Raw genomic sequence first — 17,673 nt, 5'->3', positions numbered from 1 at the left:
GTACCCAACGGCTGCGGGCCGCCTTCGTCGCCGCCGCCCTCGATTTTATGCCGCTGACGCGCATCGATCCGACTATGGCAGCAATCCGCCTACAGGGACCGGACGCGGACCTCGAGAACCCGACGCTGGTCGAAGGGTTCCCGGGCGTCGGCCTCGTCGGCAAGATCGCGACGGACCACCTCGTCGAGCAACTCGACATGCGCTACTACGCGAGCGTGCACTGCGAGGGGCTCCCCCGGATCGGCGTCTACCGCGGCGGCGACCGGACGGCCCGCCCGCCGGTCCGCCTCTACGTCAGCGAGGAGCACGACCTCATCGCGCTCCAGAGCGACGCGCCGATCGCCTCGCAGGCCGTCGAGAGCGTCGCCGACTGTCTCACCGGCTGGATCGTCGAGCAGGACGCGACCCCGATCTATCTCAGCGGACTCCCGGCCGAGCGCGACGAAGACCGACCTGACATCTACGGCATCGCGACCGGCGATGGCGGCGAGGCACTCGAGGAGACCGAGATCCCGGTCCCGCCGGAAGACGGCGTCATCACCGGGCCGACGGGAGCGCTCATCAACCGCGCGGCACAGGAGGGATACGGCAGCCTCGGACTCGTCGTCGAGTGCGATCCCCAGTTCCCCGATCCGGAATCCGCGAGCGTCCTGCTCGAGGACGGCATCGGCCCGGTCACCGATCTCACGGTCGACGTGGCGGAACTCGTCGACCGCGCCGAGGAGATCCGAGCGAAACGTGAGCAGCTGGCCCAGCAGATGCAGGCGATCGGCCAAGACGAGAGTTCGCAGGCCCAGCCGCTCCGGATGTACCAGTAGGTCCGCTCATCCGACCAGCAGGGATAGACCGATTTCGCGGCGAACACGCTTTCTCGGTACCGAATCCCACACACCCTTTGCGGTAGACGCTACTGCAAACACAACCCCTTTTCTCGTCGTTCCCCACCCTCCGACTATGATGGAACAAATCGACGCTGAGACGTGTCCGACTGCGAACGGCATGCCGATGCTCGGCCTCGGAACGTGGCAAAACGACGATCCCGAGCAGTGTGCCGAAAGCGTCCGGACGGCCCTCGAGATGGGGTATCGGCACATCGACACCGCTCAGGCCTACGAGAACGAGGCAGCCGTCGGCGAGGGCATCGCGGCCGCCGACGTCGACCGAGACGACATCTTCCTCGCGACGAAGATCTGGACCAAGAATCTCGCACACGACGACGTCCTCGAGACGGCTCGGGCCAGCCTCGACCGACTCGGCGTCGACTCTCTCGACCTACTCTACATCCACTGGCCGACCGACGAGTACGACGCCGAAGACACGCTCTCGGCCTTTTCGGAACTCTACGACGAGGGCCTGATCGAGAACATCGGCGTGAGCAACTTCGAGCCCGAGCAACTCGAGGAGGCCGTCGAGGTCTGTGACGCGCCGATCTTCTCGAATCAGGTCGAACTCCACCCGCTGCTCCCACAAGAGGAGATCCGGGCTGCGTGTGACGACCACGATATCGAGGTCGTCGGCTACTCACCGCTGGCGCGCGGACAGGTCTTCGACCAGCCCGAGATTCAGGAGATCGCGGAGAAACACGACGCCAGCGAGGCACAGGTCAGTCTCGCGTGGGCACGCGAGCAGGGCGTCACCGCCATCCCGAAAGCGACCGGCGAGGACCACATCGGCGACAACTGGGCGTCGCTGACCGTCGACCTCGATCAGGATGACCTCGAGACGATCGACGCGATCGACGAGACGAGCCGCGAAGTCGACCCCGGCTTCGCGCCCTGGAACTAATCGGCGACGGCTTCCCGGGCTCACTCGTCACCACGTTCTCTGAACCGGGTCGAATACCCTTTTTCGCGCCCGAGCGGCTGAGTTCTGAGACGTGTCGCTTCCGAAGAAAAAGCAGGAAAGTTTACGGTACACCGGCTTTTTGGCTCGCGTATGTCTACCCGCTCGAAAAGCGGTGGCGGTGGTGGGCTCGTCGGCGCGGTTAGAGCCGACATTCGGCGGTTACACGGTGCCTGGATGGAGATTGTCTTCCCCCGGCAACGTGGCCGCGGCCACTCCGTCATGGGCAAGTGGAAGCCCGAGACGCTCCCACAGAAGATCGGCTATCACGGCTGGAGCGTCCTCGGCGTCATCGGCTTGCTCGTCCTCTATCCGCTTACCGTTCTCGGCCTCGGCACCCGCTACTACGCGGCGAAACTCGACTCGACACGAACCCGCCTCGGCATCGTCGGCGTCACGGGCATCGCGCTGCTCGGCTGGGGGCTGTTGACGCTCGCCTGGGGTGCGATGTCGTACATGGAACAGATCGACATCCCGCTCAACTCAGTGCTCGCCGTCGCCGCAGCCAGCGGGGTTGCGACGATTGCCACCGCACTCGCCGCCTCGTGCGCCAAGTTCGGCGGCCGCGTCACGACCGTCGTCCTCGCCTACCCCTTCGCGATGACGGCGCTGTTCCTGCCGCCGGTCGTCGCCGCCTTGGTGACGCCCGCCCTCGAACCGCACGTCCTCGAGCCGAGCTACGCGTTCGCCGCCTGGCTGCTCGAGAACCCGCTGTCGATCGGCGGCATCAACGAGTACCTCTGGGCAAACTACAGCCTCGAGGGGGCGGCCTACGCCGGGATGTGGTTCGGGCTCTCGTTCCCGCTTGGCTGGTTCTTCGGGAGCGTCGTCGCGCTGGCGAATCTGGTTCGACCCTCCCAGTAAGCCGCGCCGGTTCTTTTCCGACCAACGGTCGTGAACGGACTGCCGATTCCCGATACCATTAGGAGGCCCCCTCCTAAGGACCGACCATGGAGTTCGACCTCACGAAGACGGCAGTGGTCTTTCTCATCGTAATCGCCCTCGGCGTCGGCGGGTTGGTCGCCGCACCGATGATGGGCACAGGAACCGTACTGATGATGGTCGCGCCGTCGATGATCGTCTTCGGGCTGCTCATGCTCGCCCTCGGCGTCAAACACGGAGAGTACCGCGCGACGGCTCGGGGCCGGTAACGACTTCTGGTCGCATCTGTCGTTCTCGCTATCGGCACAATGTGACTGCGATCGATTGTGACACAGCAGCGGCACTCGAGCGACCGAAACCGAGAAAAGCGGTGGTGAAAAGCCAGTCAGCGGTCGACTGCGGGCGGCCTACATGTAGCCGAGGTCGCGCAGGCGCTCCATCAGGTCTTCCTTGTCCTGGGCGCGGCCCGCGCGTTCGGTGGTTCCCTCGAGGTCCTGCAGCCACGCGGGGTCCTCGTCGGACTTCTCGGTACTGACCTCGCTACCCAGCGAGCGGAAGCCGGCGAAGTACTTCGGCGAGATCGGGATGTCGTCCTGTTCGACGCCCTCGGGGAGGTCGTCGTCGGCTTCGGGAACGTAGCCCTCCTCGGGGAAGTTCTCGACCGTGTCCGGCACCACGAAGTTCCAGAAGGCGTCCCAGACGGCGGCCTCGTCGAACTGCAGGATGGGTTGGATGCGGTCGTGGGGCGGGTAGATGTCCGGGTCGTGGCGCGGCGAGAAGAACGTTTCGTCGGCGCGGGCCTCCTGTTCGTCCCAGCGGACGCCCGAGATGACGCCGTCGATGTCGTGCTCCTCGAGCGCGTCGTTGAGCGCGACCGTCTTCAGCAGGTGGTTGCCGACGTAGGTGTCGAGCAGGAACGGGAACGTGTCCTCCTCGTACTCGAGGATGTCCTCGACGTGGTGTTGGTTGTGCTCGGAGAGCTCCGAGATGTCGATGTCGTCGCCGGGCTCGAGGCCGTGTTCGTCGACGTACTCGCCGACGTCCTCGTTGCGCGCGTAGATTACCTCGAGATCCCACTCGTCGGCCCAGTGGTCGACGAAGTCGTGAATCTCGTCGAAGTGCTGGTAGTGGTCGATAAAGACCGCGGGGGGTACCTCGAGGTCGAAGCGGTCGGCGACCTCCTTGATGAAGTACAGCGTGAGCGTCGAGTCCTTGCCGCCGGTCCACATGACCGCCGGGTTCTCGTACTCTTCTAAGCCCTCGCGGGTGACTTCGATCGCCTTCTCGATCTTGTCCTGAATGTGGGGATACTCTTCGGGCTCTTCACCCTCGCCGTCGGCATAGTCGACGTCGACGTAGTCGGGAAAGTTCTCGGCCATCTCGTAATTAGATATAATTAGCAGGTGTAAATCCTTTGGGTCGGCGGAAAGCTCTGTCGGCACTCCGGATCCTGCGACGGCGGGTCAAGTCGGCTGACAGTCGCCGCACAGCGGCGCGTCTCGCGAGTGACGCCGCTCGAATATCCGTCTCGCCTTCGAGTTCCGTATCGCGGCGGGGCGGATCGTCGGAGGTATCGGCAAAAATCTCGCACTCGAGGCGGCGAGTTCGGCTCTCGTCGGACAGGCGGTTCGAGACGACCCGGCGTACCGCGGTTTGAAGCGAATATTTCCGACCACGAAAATTTCTTGTACGTCCTCGTCAGCAGTTATCGTGTGATGCGGTAGCAAAGAACAAATTAGATGATACCGGCGGGCGATCCGACGGGTCGGCCGCGCCGAAACCGCGACAGAGCACACCGTGTCAGTACACGAATCCCGACCGATACGACGGAGCATCGAAGTCGAGTACTGGGTCATCGACGACGACGGACGGCTCGTCGAACCGGGCGCGCTCGTCGACGCGTCGCCGGGAGCCGAGACCGAGTTCGTCGAGCCAGTGCTCGAGATCAAAACAACGCCCTGCGAGACGACCGCGGAACTGCGGGACGAACTGTTCGACCGGATCGAAGCGGTCCTGCGACGGGCCGACGAACTCGAGAAGGGACTAGTCCCGCTCGCCACGCCGATCAACCACGACGAGATTCGAGATCGAGCGAGCGACCGGACTCGAATACAGGACCAGGTCATCGGCGACGATTTCGAGTACGTTCGCCACTGTGCGGGCACTCACATCCACGTCGAACAACAACCGGACCGCGCGATCGATCAACTCAACGCGCTCATCGCGCTCGATCCGGCGCTCGCGCTGGTCAACTCCTCGCCGTACTTTCGAGGGCGGAACCTGGCTGCGGGCGCGCGGTCGAAACTGTACCGGTGGATGGCCTACGACGACGTCCCCCATCAGGGCCGGCTGTGGCCCTACGCCGACGATACCGAGGAGTGGACCCGGCGACTCGAGCGACGGTACGAGGAGTTCGTGACGGCGGCGATCGAAGCGGGTGCCGACCGAGCGACGATCCGGTCGCATTTCGACCCCGAAAGCGCGGTCTGGACGCCGGTCCAGCTCCGAGAGACGTTTACCACCGTCGAGTGGCGCTCGCCCGATACCGCGCTTCCGAGTCAGGTCGTCCAACTCGCCGATCGAGTAGCCACCATCGTCGACCACCTCGGCGACGCCGAGGTCCGTATCGAGGGCGACACCGGCCGCGTAGCCGACGACGAAATCGTCCTCCCGGAGTTCGACGCCGTCATCGAATACGTCAACGCCGCGATCCGGGACGGGCTGGACTCGGACGCGGTCCGGTCCTACCTCGAGCGCCTGGGATTCGACGTCGAGGCCTACGAGCCGGTCTCCAACGAGATCGTCGGACGGGGACCGATCTCCCCGGAAGAGGCGCGGCACATCCGGCTCGAGCACGCCGAGCGACTCGAGGAAAACGTTCGGCGGGCGCAGCCGATTAGCGGCGATTGACCTGCCCGGAATCGACCGACGCGGCCGTCACGACGAGGGGAGTCGGCGCTGACAGTCACGACAGAACGAGACTCCCGCCCGGTTCGGCGTCCCACACGACGGACAGCGCACGCTCGAGGAGTCGGCGGCCCCGATATCCATCTCGGTGGCCAGCACGGCGAGTACGTCGTCGTTCGGCGCGGTATCGTGGCCGTCGCCCCGGCCTCGCGTCCGCGCCCACGCGTCGATTACCTCGTCGTCCCGCAGCCGCTCGAGTCCCCGGACCAGTCCCAGAAAGCAAAGCGTCGGCGCGATCATCACGAACGCCGCGACGGCGAGGCGACCGAGGAGCGCGTAGGGGCCCGGATCGTCCATACCCGTCGTTCGCTATCGGAAGTACAAACGTCTATCGCCGGTCGCTCCGAACAGTCGACTCTTCGAACGGCGGACCTGGGGAACTCACAGCGAACGTAGTCGAGACTTATGCCTCGGGTCTCATCCGATAGAGACCGCTTCCGTCGGCACCGGTTCCGAGTACGTATACGTTCCCTGCGCTGTCACGGCCGAACGAGAGGATTTGCTCGAGTCGGTCTTCCTCGGTGACATCGATGACGGCCGTCGGCCACGGATCGTCCTCGTTGTCGGGACGGATCGCAGCGAACAATCGCCCCGCTGCCTGGAAATCGCCGAAAACGTACGCGCCCGATAGCGCCGGCAGTGCAGTGCCGCGGTAGACGTAGCCGCCGATGACCGATACGCCGCTCGGGCCCGAATCCGTCGTTTCGTGTGGATACTCGACGATCGGATCGCGGAGCGGTTCACCACCGCGGACATCTTCCGGTGTCTCGTCCCGACAGTCGTCCTCCCGAAAGCAGTGCGTACCCTCCTTCCGGTTCCACCCGTAGTTACCGCCCGCTTCGACAAGGTTGACCTCCTCGTAGTCACTCTCGCCGACGTCCGCGACGAAGCAGTCGTCACCATCGAACGACAGCCGCCACGGGTTCCGAAAGCCCCACGCGTAGTATTCGTCGAGGCCCTCCCGGCCGACGAGCGGGTTCTCCTCGGGTATAGCGTACCCTTGCTCGGCAGTCCGATCGTCGACGTCGAGACGCAGGATGCTTCCGAGAAAATCGCTCGTCACGTCCTGCCCGCCCCCGCCACCAGCCCCTCCGGCTCCGATACCGGCATAGAGGTAGCCGTCCGGACCGAACGCGATACCGCCACCGTTGTGATAGTCTTTCGGTTGCGGAATCTCGAGGACGACGCGTCCGGACTCCCGGTCCACTCGGAGTCCGTCGTCGACCGCTTCGAACGCCGCGAGAACACCTGTATGGTCGTAGTCCGACGGCGTTCCGGACCGACGAGGGGTACTACAGTGAACGAACAGCCGGCGATTCTCGGCGAAGTTGGGATGGAGCGCCATTCCCAACAGGCCGCGTTCGCCACCGGTGACGACGAGTTCGCGAAGGTCGAGAAACGGCTCGTCGCGGAGCCCGTTCGGTCCGTGGACCAAGATGCGGCCCCCTCGTTGCGCAACATACTGTCGGTTGTCCCCAGCCGCGAATTCGACGGCCAGCGGCGATGTCAGACCGTCGATTACCGTCTCGAGGCCGACCGTCTCCGGAATTCGATCGATTTCCGTCGGCGATTCGTCTGTCTCAGGGCTGGCAGCGGACGACTGCAACGCGGACCCGGCGAGTCCCGCAGTCACACCGACGCCAGCAACCGTCAAAAACCGTCGTCGGCTGGTCGGAGAACGCATCCGGATTCCTCCGACCTCGAGGGAGAAATAAGGCGTTCGACCTGCGCTGAACACTATCCATGCGTGACCGGTATCGACTCGATTTCTAGCGTCTCGATAGCGGCGACACTGTTCGTCTCGAAGAGATATTCGGCTGCCCTGCCCCCGTTGGGCGGTCAGTCCGTAATGAACTTGTTGTCGCGCCAGTTGACGCCGCCCTGTCCGGACCCGTGATCTCGCGGGCCCTCGACGACCTCGATGTCGGCGGGTCGCGGCTCGCCGTCGACGATTCGGGTCGCCTCGAGGTCGCCGTCGTGTTCCGAAATCGCTGTGAGAGTGCCTTTCTCGGCGGCTTCGGCGATCCCACAGAGGACGAGGAACATCTGATACTGCAACAGCGAGTTCTGGAGGACGGTCTCGCGGTCGCCCTTGAACGCGGCGAACTCGACGAGTTCGGATTCGATCTCCTCCTCTTCTTCCTCGTCCCAACTGAAGGACTTCTGGCGTCGCTCGTCCGGATCCTCCTCGTAGACCCGGTTTTCCGTGACGCTTGCCTTGAGCTGTGCCGTGGGGGTGTACTTGCTGACGGACTGGTCCTCGGCGACGGCCTTGAGGATCAGCGTATTATTGCGCCGCGTGATCTCGACGTCCGTGACTCCCTCCGGAAACGTCGCGTCGTCGATGTGGTCGTGGAGATCTTCGAGGGGCAGTTCGAGTGTCGAATGCAGCCGATAAACGTGTCTGGATTCCTCTGTTGACATTGTGGGAAGGTGTGTACGGCGATACTCGTGATCTGTTAGTACGAGCGCGTGACTTATATGACCTGCTATTAAATCCGTGAGATATCAATATTTATAAATAAATCGCAGCGTCGCGACAGTTACGCCTCGGTCAGCGTCTCCTCGAGTTCGCCGCGTTCCTCGAGTTCCTCGAGAATGTCGGAGCCGCCGACGAACTCGCCGTCGACAAACGTCTGCGGAATGGTCTCCCAGCCGCTCTCCTCGTTGAGCGCCGCACGGTACTCGTCGAGAGAGTCGAGGACATCGATGGTCTCGAAGTCGTCGCGATACTGGTCGATCAGGCCGAGGGCCTTGCGGGAGTAGCCACATTGGGGCATCAGTTCCGTCCCCTTCATGAAGAGGACGACTTCGTTTTCCGCGATGGCGTCGGCGACCTGCTCGTTGACCTCTTCCTGATCGTGACCCTGATTCGGTGGGAATTCCATGTCCGTCGCTACGGCCGTGACGGGGATATGCTTTGCGTCATCGGCACTCACGATCGGACTCGAATCGTGATCGACCAGTGGCTCAGCGGCTGTGGTCCGAAAACGGTTCCGCCAGTACCGGCAGGGAACAGCGAGAATCGACGCCTCAGTCCGCCGCAGTCGGCGTCTCGAGGACCTCGAGTTTCTCCGCGGCGTAGCCGAAGACGTTTCGGTAACCGTTCGGAGACATGAGTACCGGGTAGAACGCCTCGTCGGCGACCTGCTCGTTGCCATCGGCCGCGGCGAAGGGGTCGCCTGCTTTGACTTCCGTAAAGTTATCGACGAAGACCTCGTAGGTGTCGGCTTGGCCTTTGCGAATCACGTCGGTGAGACGGTAGACTGGGAGGTCGCGCTGGACGGTATCGCCGGGCAGCGCGCCGACAGCGGTGAGGAAGGCGCGAGTCAGCCGGTCGGCGTTCTGGGCGGCCGTCTCGGAACCCTGTAGTCCACACTCGACTTCGACGGTGTCGACGGCCGAGAAGAGCCGCCCCTCCGCGAAGTTGCTCGTCTCGACCATCGCCGAGACGGGCAGTTGCGGGACGATTTCTTTTGCCGTCTCGCTGACCCCGTTGACGATGGCGAACGGATCGGCGTGGCTTTGCGTGGAGTGCATCGAGAAGGTCAGACAGCCGTCGAGTTCGGCCACGAGTTCGGCCGCGAGCCGACCCTCGTGGGTCTGTGCGTCCGGACTGCCCGGGAATGCGCGGTTGAGATCTTCGTCGACGAAACGAACTTGCCGCTCGAGGGCGTCCTCGTTGGCGACGATGAGTTTGACGGGCCGTTTGACGGTCGGGCGCTCGTCGAGTAATCGCTCGACGGCCCGGACGCCACAGGGTTCGTCCCCGTGAACGCCCGCGACGACTGCGATTTCCGGCGTTCCCGACCCAAGCTGTGCAACTCTCATTACGTGATAATTGGGCCGAAACGGGAAAGGCGATTCGGTCTTTCACAGCGCGGACGGGTCAGCCGTCGGATCCGAACCGCCGTCACCGTGCCAACGGCCCGCATCGAGAGTGGACTCGACGAATCGAGGGCCCCGACCTGTCACACTCGGTGAACCCCAACGGCGACGGGCCGCCCGTCCTCAAGGGCGTAGTGAGAGGTGAACGATCTGAACGGCTGTGACGGACCCACCCCGCCGACGCGGTTACGTGAGTAGGGCTATAACGAACAGTCATGGACGACCACACCCGCGACGACTCCGTCGGGCCGCCGATCGCCGACACACCGACCGGGTGGGACGCCGATCGCGGCCCGTCGAACGGGTGGGAGCACGGAACGCTCCGTCGAGCCGTGCTTCACGGCGTCCGGCTGTACAACGCCGGCGACTTCCATGAGTCACACGACTGTTTCGAAGCGGAGTGGTACAACTACGGCACCGGAACTACGGAGAGCGCGTTCCTTCACGGGATGGTGCAGGTAGCCGCCGGGGCGTACAAACACTTCGACTTCGAGGACGATGCCGGAATGCGGTCGCTCTTCGAAACGGCACTCCAATACCTCCGCGGTGTCCCCCGAGACTACTACGGCGTCGCCCTTCTGGACGTGCGGAGCACGCTCACCGACGCGCTCGAGGACCCAACGGTACTCGACGGGTGGCAGATCGAACTCGACGGGGAGTACCCGGTGGCGAGCGAGGTGGACCGAGAGTATGCGACACGACTCGAGTAACCGGGCTCCACGGGAACCGCCGCCGATCGCGCCGATCGGCGCACGTGTAAGTGCGGTATTTATCCCGATTCGGAACTCCATACCGAGTAGATGGCACAGCCCTACGGCCGGTGTGAGCACTGCGGGGAACGACTCTACGCCCACATCGAAGGCGGCTACCAGTGCGTGAACTGCGGTCGCCGGTACACCGAGTCGGCCCTCGAGACCCGGGCGACGTGATCGAGTCGAGTCCGTCTTCGACGGCGTATTCTCGGCGGTCCTCGAGCGGCTCGTAGCGCAGTCTCGTCCCGGAATCGGTTCTCGGTACGCCCTCGATAGACATCGGAATCGGAAAATCACCGAACGGAATCGGACGATTTAACCGCTGGGATGGCTTCAGAAGCAACTGCGTGCGAGGGTAGCCAAGCGGTCAACGGCGGCGGACTCAAGATCCGCTCTCGTAGGAGTTCGTGGGTTCGATCCCCTCCCCTCGCACTCACCACAGTGCGCGGCAAGACGGAGCGTCTTGCCCTCGCAAACCTTCTGCCGACACTCGCGTTCCTATAGTAGCTACTGAAACGATTCACACACTGATCGCGACGCAATCGTGCGATCAGGTGTGCACTGACTGTCGGTGCTACTATAGTCACTGGAGCGTCGAGACCTTTGAATCGGTTCGCGAATGATGGAGGCAGTATCCGTGTAGCGGACATATCTCTGCCAACGATATTTGGGGTAACAATCAATGTGGTCTACTCCCTATCAGAAATTACTATAGACAATGATGGGTTCGAATGTGTCGTTACCGCCGATACTGGACCGGTTGGATACCGGCATCACGTTACACGATCCGGAGACGGGAGCGATTCTGGATATCAACGATCGACTAGAGCAACTGTACGGCTATTCTGCGAGCGAAATCCGGACGATGAACGTCGAGGAGTATACGGCACCCATGACGAGGTGTACGCAAACGGAAGCCGGCACCCGAATTCGGGCCGCTGCCGACGGCGATCCACAGACTCTCGAGTGGCAGATCGAACGGAAAAACGGGGAGTTCCGCTGGGTAAGCATCTATCTGACACTCGCGACCGTCGAGGGCGAAGAATACGTGCTCGGCGAAGTCAGCGATATCACCGAGTACAGGGTCCGCGAGCAGTTGCTCCGTCTTTTAAACCGGGTCGTCCGTCACAACCTCAGAAACGAGATGAACGTTCTCATCGGCTACGCCGATCGGATCAAGACGGCCATCGAAAACGATCAACTCGAGGAAGAAGTCGAGACGATCCTAGATATCGCCGCCGAGGTCGGGACGCTTAGCGACTCGCTCAATCAGGTCGAGCAAATTATCGAGCCCGATGCGGCCCAGCGAGAACCGACCAATCTACGGACCGCCGTTCGCACGTGTGCGATGAAGGCCGCATCGGAATATCCTGAAACTGACCTCATGGTCGATATCTCGACGGATCTGTGGGTGATCGCCGACAAAGGGCTCGAGTACGCGCTCGATCACGCACTCGAGAACGCGATCGTCCACAACGACCATGCCGTCGACGAGACGGAGGTAACGGTGACGGTGACCGACGATCCCGAGAACAATCTCGGCATCATCCAGATCGCCGATAACGGGCCGCCGATTCCGGACATCGAAATCGACGTTTTAGACGACGAAGGGACGGTCAGCAGCACGTATCACGGGTCTGGCGTCGGGCTCTGGGTAATGAAATGGTGTGTCGACTCCCTCGGCGGACAGCTGTCGTTCGCGGAGAACACGCCTCGCGGCAACCGGGTTCGGATAGCGTTGCCGAAGGCTGATCCACCTACCAGCGGTGGGTAGGCCACCTGTATCGAGGGGTAGCGAAACCACGCGACGAAGTCGACGCGGCCGGCGTTGACCTCGGGGAGCTCGGTGTCGGGAATCCGAACTGATTGCAAGCCGTCACAAGTCGATCGCGCGGACGAAATGACCGCTCCCTGTATCCGCTCTCTCTGTGTCGCTTGAAGCCGCTTCGACCCATCCGAAGTTATGGCGGAACTGGTACTTCTGATAGCCGGCAGACGAGTCACTATAGTAGCCACTGAAACGATTTACACACTGATCTCGACGTAGTCATGCGATCAGGTGTGCAATGATTTTCAGTGGCTACTATAGTACGACCACTTTTGAGTCCGGCCCACCGATACTAGGCAATGAGCGAAGCCGACTCCAACGGCGAGCGTGCGGCCGTCGCCGTTCGCGCCGCGAACGCGGGTGCCGCCGTCGCAGCCGACTCGTTTCGAACCGATCTCGCCGTCGAGGAGAAAGACGGGAAAACCGATGTCGTGACCCAGATCGATCGCGACGCACAGGAGACCGTCATCGAGACCGTCCGCGAGTCGTTTCCGGACGATCCGATCGTCGGCGAGGAGAAGGGCGCGCTGAAGGCGGTCCCCGAGGACGGGCCGGCGTGGATCGTCGACCCGATCGACGGGACGAGCAACTACGTCGACGGTGTACAGACGTTCGGAACCGCCGTCGCCGCCGTCGTCGATGGGGACCCGGTCGGCGCTGCCTTCGACTGCCCCGCGCTGGGTGACACCTACCGCGTCGGGCCGGACGGCGCGTTCTGTAACGACGAGCCGCTGTCGGTCAGCGACTGTACCGACCCCGAGGCGGCCACCGTCTGCCCGACCTTTTGGTGGGACTTCGACCAGCGCGAGCAGTTCGCCGCGGCCACCCGCGCGATCGGCGACCGATTCGGCGACATGCGCCGATTCGGCTGTGCCCAACTCGAGCTCGCGATGGTCGCCTCGGGCGCGCTCGAGGGGGCGGTGACCGACCTGCCGACGAACTCGTGGGACACCGTCGCCGGCGTCGGGCTGATCCGCGAGGCCGGCGGCGTCGTGACCGACCTCGAGGGCGAGCGCTGGCGACACGATAGCCGGGGGCTGGTCGCCTCGAACGGCGAGATTCACGACGAGGTGCTCGCGGCCGCTTGCGAGGCCGAGAACTGAGAGAGCATGTTCGCGGTCGACAAAACGAATTGTCACGCGCATTGAAACCGGAAACGGTAAGCGCTCCCCCCAACGGGATTCGGTATGGACGACTTCATCGACCGGTACGGGCCCGAGCGGATCTGGGCCGCAACCGTCGCGAGTCTCGCCGCCATCGTGGTCCTCGGCGCGGTCTTGTTCCCCCAGCGAGTGTACGTCGACATTATCTGGCAGTACTTCTGGGGGCCGGTCGTCGCCGACGCTCACAGTTGGAACTGCGTCGCGTGGGCCGGCGGTCAGGAACTCCCCTGTCGCGAGGCCGGTACCGGCGCGGGTCCGACAGCAGAGCCCGGCTATACCTTCGTCTCGTATTCCGGCTACATCCCGACGTTAGTCCTGTTGCTCGTCGGGGTCATCTTCCTCGTCCGCCGCCTCGAGATCGAGCGCTATCGCGCGGGCTTTTTCGCGCTGTTCCCGTTCATGCTCTTTGGCGGGGCGCTGCGGGTCGTCGAGGACGTCAACGCCACCGCCTTCGAAGCGACCGGCGAGATGGCGATCCAGTTGCCCTGGTCCGGGTTTATCATCAGCCCGCTGATCTACTTTACCGTCTTCTTCATCGCCCTCGTTTCGGTCATCACCTCCGTCTGGCTCGACCGCAACGGCCACGTCTCGGGCTATGAGTACCCCCTCGCCGGGATCGGTACGACCGTACTGACGATTACGATCGCCTATCTGGCCTACGTCGCGGCGACAGAACCCTACGCCGAGTTCTATCCGCTCATTCCGCTCGTGATCCTCGTCGGCGCGACCCTGACCACGGCGATCACGTGGGTCGCACTCGAGCGCTTCGCCCCCGAACTGAACCGCGGAACCGAGTCGATGGGGATTATCGTCATCTGGGCCCACGCGGTCGACGGGGTCGCGAACGTCATCGGCCTCGACTGGGCGACGAGCCTCGGCCTGCCGGCCAACCTCGTCCCGAAGCACCCGATCAACCGGGCGATCGCGAACACGACGGCGGACGTCCTCCCCGCCGATATCGTCGCAGTCACCGGATCGGCGTGGCCGTTCCTGCTCGTGAAAGTCGCCGCCGCCGTCTTCGTCATCTGGATCTTCGACGAGACGGTCTTCGAGGACAGCCCCCGCTACGCGATCCTCCTCATGATCACCGTCGTCGCCGTCGGCCTCGGTCCCGGCACCCGCGACATGCTGCGGGCGACGTTCGGCGTCTAAGTCGGCTCGTTTTCGCGGTTCAGCGGGTTTAGTTCTGCTCTCGAGAGCGACTGTCCGGTCTCTTTTGTCCGAGCCCGTGAACGGGGCCTTTAATCGCCCGCGGCGGGAACGAACGTGCATGAGTAATACGGACGGGTGGTTCGCGGTCGGGGACCGCGACGATCCCGATGCGACGATCACTGCGGTTCGCGAGGGGAGCGCCGACGAACCCCGCGACTGGCCCGCCCTCGCGCTCGAGGCCGGGTTCGCGAGCGACGAAGACGAGTACTACGACGCCCTCCGCGAGGCGACGACCGAGGCCACCCGGGCCGCGGTGACCGAACGCGAGCGGGCCGACGACCGACAACTGGTCCACGCGATCCGGGCGATGGACGACTGCGATCGCACCGCAAACGAACTCGCCGAGCGGCTGGCCGAGTGGGCCGGCACCGTCGACCCCGACGCGGGAACCGGCGTCGAGTACGCGCGGGAGTTGGCGAGGGCCGACTCGGACGACCTCGAGGAGCCCGCGGTCCGCTCGCTCGCCGAACGGGTCGCCGACCTCGCGGACGAGGCAGACGAACTCCGGGAGTTCGTCCAGCGCCAAACGCCGGCCGTCGCGCCGAACCTCGCGGCGCTGGCCGACCCCGTCCTCGCGGCCCGGCTGATCTCGCTCGCCGGCGGCCTCGAGGAACTGGCGAAGAAACCCAGCGGGACGATTCAGGTCCTCGGGGCCGAGGACGCCCTGTTCGCCCACCTGCGGGGCCACGCGCCCTCGCCCAAGCACGGCATCATCTACACGCACGACGCGGTCCGGGGCACACATCCTGACGAGCGGGGCTCCGCGGCGCGTGCGGTCGCCGGGAAACTCGCCATCGCCGCCCGGGTCGATCACTACTCCGGCGAGTCAAAGCCCAAACTCGAGGCGGAACTGGCCGAGCGGATCGAGACGATTCAGTCGCGGACCGTCGACGATGACGGCGACAGCAACGGAAGTGTCGGCGATGAGTGAGGCACTTCCAACGGGAGTCCAGCGCCGCGAATTCGACGGAACCGAGCGACTCGCGACACAGGGCGAGCCGGTCTACGGCGAGCCCACCGAGGGAGAGTGGCGCGCGTGGAATCCGAATCGCTCGAAGCTCGGTGCCATGCTCGAGTTGGGGATGGACACCGGCCTCGCGGGCGGGGAAACCGTCCTCTATCTGGGCGCAGCCAGCGGGACCACCGTGAGCCACGTGGCCGATTTCGCCGGTCCGACCTACGCCGTCGAGTTCGCCGCCCGGCCGGTCCGGGACCTGCTCGAGGCTGCCGAGAGCCGCGAGCGGCTCTTCCCGCTGCTGAAAGACGCTCGCAAGCCCGAGACCTACGCCCACGTCGTCGAGTCCGACGTCGATGTGCTCGTCCAGGACGTGGCGACGCGCGGACAGGCGCGGGTCGCCCTCGAGAACCGGCAGTTCTTGGCCGACGACGGGCGGCTCCTATTGGCCGTGAAGGCTCGGAGCGAGGACGTGACTCGAGAACCGTCGGCCGTGTTCGAGGACGTTCGCGAGGAGCTTTCGACGGGGTACGAGATCGAAGAGAGTCGGCGGCTCGAGGAGTATCACGCGGATCACCTCGGGGTCGTCGCGCGGCCGCGGTGAGTCGGGCGGGTGTCCCATTTGGTCGTGTCGTGAGCATATTCTCCGCAACGTCTCCATCTGCACTCGCTGAGAATCACGCATTACAGAACGTGAGTCCACCGAAATACCCATATCTATCTAGCTCCCAGACAGCTATTGTATGGTCCGCTATGCCGAAGAGCCCTGCGCTGACTGTCGTGGAAAGAGGATTCGACGGACGGATGGATCGGTCTGGTGTCCGAACTGCGCGTTATTCGATCCGCGTCAGCAGGCAATATGAGACGGTCGACTGTAAGGGACACCAGCACGGTAGCGCCGTGAGCGGTCGGACGCGATCCGCCAAGGGGCTGATGGCTCTGCGGTGACTGTGAGCGTGCAGTCGACGGACGGTATGCGGATCACGGAATCGAGTGGTCGTGAACGGAGATTGTGGTACGAAACGACTAGCAGGTCTCGTATGAACTGCTATCGCTTTCGCTCATCACAGATCTATTCCAAGCGGTAGTATCACACTCAGTGGCATACTATCAGATTCTGTTGTGGACACCTCGAGAGATTCTCCCAACCAGAGTCGCGGGCGAGACGGGTTTGAGACGGTCCCAAAATATGCTGTCCCCGTGAGCGGTTCCCGATAGCACGGAATCAGGACTCCCGATTTCGGGGCTCGTACAACTCTGGAGACGGCGATCGAGCACACTTCTCCCTCCGGGAGGACGTGCGGTACCAACCTATAGTAGCCATTGACAGTCAGTGCACACCTGATCGCACGACTGCGTCGCGATCAGTGTGTACATCGCTTTCGTGGCTACTATAGCTCAAACGTGTGTTTCAGCCACTAGAAACGTTTTACGAAATCTGCCCGTAGGGGCGGATAGATGACACTCGATCGACGGCAGTTCCTCGCCGGCACCGCCCTCGCGACGGTCGGGTCGGCCGGCTGTCTACAAGCCGACGATAGCAGCGAGAGCGGAAACGGCAACGGCGGGACGGAGCCGACGAGTGCAGTTCTGGAAGACCCTCGCGTCGACCAACCGCCCTACAAAATCGCGGAGCAACCGGCCGATCGTGAGGCGTGGAACGAGTTGAATCTCTGTGCGAACATGTCGGCCGATTCCGACCTCGAGTTGCAGCCGGTGTCGGCTCCCCGCGCTGACCTGCTGCTCTCGACCGCCGATACTGGGGACGAGGTGTACGCCGTCCGTGCCCTCACGAGTGCAGACGAGGTTCGGGAAGTCTTCGACCTCGAGAGCGGCGACAGCGACGACGGCAGCGGCGAGGAGCCCGAAGAGCCTATCGACGAAATCGATTTCGACGCAAATATCCTGCTCGTCGTCGAATCCGGCTTCGGCTCGGGATCGATCGCCCACCACTGGAAGCGCGCCGAGCGGACCGATCGCGGTCTGCGTCTCCACGGGTGCCAGACGACGCCGTACGAACGGACGGATGACCTGACCTCGCGGCACTCGGTTGTGCGCGTCGAGCGCCCCGAAAACTTCGAAATCGCCCGCGTGAGCCTCACCGTCGACGAGGAGCGACGTGTCCACTTCAATTCCACCGAGGACGTAGTCTCAGTATCGCCATGAACCGGCGCTCGATTCTCG

19 protein-coding genes and 1 tRNA gene are annotated in these 17,673 nt (G+C 63.7%); 14 read left to right on the top strand and 6 right to left on the bottom strand.

All coding sequences use genetic code 11. The annotated features are described in order from the left end of the window. The first annotated feature begins 74 nt into the window (after positions 1 to 74). The 4 genes from ACJYUO_RS11575 to ACJYUO_RS11560 all read left to right on the top strand — a co-directional run bounded on the left by ACJYUO_RS11575 (position 75) and on the right by ACJYUO_RS11560 (position 2,993). Complete coding sequence (locus ACJYUO_RS11575) at positions 75 to 818, top strand: proteasome assembly chaperone family protein (protein WP_494345525.1); 744 nt, start codon at positions 75 to 77, stop codon at positions 816 to 818. A gap of 139 nt (positions 819 to 957) precedes the next feature. Then, positions 958 to 1,785 (top strand): aldo/keto reductase, encoded by an 828-nt coding sequence (locus tag ACJYUO_RS11570; protein WP_494345987.1) that lies wholly within the window; start codon positions 958 to 960, stop codon positions 1,783 to 1,785. 150 nt (positions 1,786 to 1,935) lie between these two features. Continuing rightward, positions 1,936 to 2,706, top strand: a complete 771-nt coding sequence (locus ACJYUO_RS11565; protein ID WP_494345524.1) for a hypothetical protein — start codon at positions 1,936 to 1,938, stop codon at positions 2,704 to 2,706. 86 nt (positions 2,707 to 2,792) lie between these two features. Then, complete coding sequence (locus ACJYUO_RS11560; protein WP_494345523.1) at positions 2,793 to 2,993, top strand: DUF7333 family protein; 201 nt, start codon at positions 2,793 to 2,795, stop codon at positions 2,991 to 2,993. Positions 2,994 to 3,131: 138 nt separating this feature from the next. Here the strand turns inward: ACJYUO_RS11560 and ACJYUO_RS11555 are convergent, their stop codons facing one another. Beyond that, complete coding sequence (locus tag ACJYUO_RS11555) at positions 3,132 to 4,103, bottom strand: phosphoadenosine phosphosulfate reductase family protein (protein WP_494345522.1); 972 nt, start codon at positions 4,101 to 4,103, stop codon at positions 3,132 to 3,134. Positions 4,104 to 4,521: 418 nt separating this feature from the next. Between ACJYUO_RS11555 and ACJYUO_RS11550 the strand changes: the two genes are divergently transcribed. Beyond that, a complete protein-coding gene (locus ACJYUO_RS11550; protein WP_494345521.1) occupies positions 4,522 to 5,634 on the top strand; it encodes a glutamate-cysteine ligase family protein in 1,113 nt (370 codons plus the stop codon). 27 nt (positions 5,635 to 5,661) lie between these two features. Here the strand turns inward: ACJYUO_RS11550 and ACJYUO_RS11545 are convergent, their stop codons facing one another. The 5 genes from ACJYUO_RS11545 to ACJYUO_RS11525 all read right to left on the bottom strand — a co-directional run bounded on the left by ACJYUO_RS11545 (position 5,662) and on the right by ACJYUO_RS11525 (position 9,522). Beyond that, a complete protein-coding gene (locus tag ACJYUO_RS11545; RefSeq protein ID WP_494345520.1) occupies positions 5,662 to 5,988 on the bottom strand; it encodes a DUF7577 domain-containing protein in 327 nt (108 codons plus the stop codon). Between the two features lie 106 nt (positions 5,989 to 6,094). Beyond that, positions 6,095 to 7,375 carry a PQQ-dependent sugar dehydrogenase gene (locus ACJYUO_RS11540; RefSeq protein WP_494345519.1) on the bottom strand — a complete coding sequence of 427 codons (1,281 nt, stop codon included), beginning with the start codon at positions 7,373 to 7,375 and terminating at the stop codon, positions 6,095 to 6,097. A gap of 155 nt (positions 7,376 to 7,530) precedes the next feature. Beyond that, positions 7,531 to 8,115, bottom strand: coding sequence for a DUF7110 family protein (locus tag ACJYUO_RS11535; protein WP_494345518.1), 585 nt, complete (start codon positions 8,113 to 8,115; stop codon positions 7,531 to 7,533). A gap of 119 nt (positions 8,116 to 8,234) precedes the next feature. Continuing rightward, the gene (locus ACJYUO_RS11530) at positions 8,235 to 8,579 is read right to left on the bottom strand and encodes a glutaredoxin family protein (RefSeq protein ID WP_494345517.1); all 345 of its coding nucleotides are present in this window, start codon (positions 8,577 to 8,579) and stop codon (positions 8,235 to 8,237) included. A 145-nt stretch (positions 8,580 to 8,724) separates the two neighbouring features. Then, positions 8,725 to 9,522, bottom strand: coding sequence for a M14 family metallopeptidase (locus tag ACJYUO_RS11525; protein ID WP_494345516.1), 798 nt, complete (start codon positions 9,520 to 9,522; stop codon positions 8,725 to 8,727). Positions 9,523 to 9,794: 272 nt separating this feature from the next. On the opposite strand from ACJYUO_RS11525, the gene ACJYUO_RS11520 reads away from it, so the two are divergent. From ACJYUO_RS11520 to ACJYUO_RS11480, 9 genes are all read left to right on the top strand, one after another. Beyond that, on the top strand, positions 9,795 to 10,289 hold the full coding sequence (locus tag ACJYUO_RS11520) for a DUF309 domain-containing protein (RefSeq protein ID WP_494345515.1): 495 nt from the start codon (positions 9,795 to 9,797) through the stop codon (positions 10,287 to 10,289). 90 nt (positions 10,290 to 10,379) lie between these two features. Next, positions 10,380 to 10,508, top strand: coding sequence for a hypothetical protein (locus tag ACJYUO_RS11515; protein ID WP_494345514.1), 129 nt, complete (start codon positions 10,380 to 10,382; stop codon positions 10,506 to 10,508). Between the two features lie 172 nt (positions 10,509 to 10,680). After that, positions 10,681 to 10,763 (top strand) — tRNA-Leu (locus ACJYUO_RS11510). Positions 10,764 to 11,049: 286 nt separating this feature from the next. Continuing rightward, positions 11,050 to 12,105 (top strand): ATP-binding protein, encoded by a 1,056-nt coding sequence (locus tag ACJYUO_RS11505; RefSeq protein WP_494345513.1) that lies wholly within the window; start codon positions 11,050 to 11,052, stop codon positions 12,103 to 12,105. A gap of 353 nt (positions 12,106 to 12,458) precedes the next feature. Next, complete coding sequence (locus tag ACJYUO_RS11500) at positions 12,459 to 13,262, top strand: inositol monophosphatase family protein (RefSeq protein ID WP_494345512.1); 804 nt, start codon at positions 12,459 to 12,461, stop codon at positions 13,260 to 13,262. A gap of 84 nt (positions 13,263 to 13,346) precedes the next feature. Further along, positions 13,347 to 14,474, top strand: a complete 1,128-nt coding sequence (locus tag ACJYUO_RS11495; protein ID WP_494345511.1) for a DUF63 family protein — start codon at positions 13,347 to 13,349, stop codon at positions 14,472 to 14,474. A gap of 118 nt (positions 14,475 to 14,592) precedes the next feature. Then, positions 14,593 to 15,465, top strand: a complete 873-nt coding sequence (locus ACJYUO_RS11490; RefSeq protein ID WP_494345510.1) for an NOP5/NOP56 family protein — start codon at positions 14,593 to 14,595, stop codon at positions 15,463 to 15,465. Further along, positions 15,458 to 16,093, top strand: a complete 636-nt coding sequence (locus ACJYUO_RS11485) for a fibrillarin-like rRNA/tRNA 2'-O-methyltransferase (RefSeq protein ID WP_494345509.1) — start codon at positions 15,458 to 15,460, stop codon at positions 16,091 to 16,093. The genes ACJYUO_RS11490 and ACJYUO_RS11485 overlap by 8 nt, the downstream gene beginning before the upstream one ends. Before the next feature lie 854 nt (positions 16,094 to 16,947). Next, positions 16,948 to 17,655, top strand: coding sequence for a hypothetical protein (locus ACJYUO_RS11480; protein ID WP_494345508.1), 708 nt, complete (start codon positions 16,948 to 16,950; stop codon positions 17,653 to 17,655). Positions 17,656 to 17,673 lie beyond the last annotated feature (18 nt).

The sequence above is a fragment of the Natrinema sp. CRL1 genome, from assembly GCF_059162405.1.
This window is presented reverse-complemented; position numbering and strand designations above follow the sequence as displayed.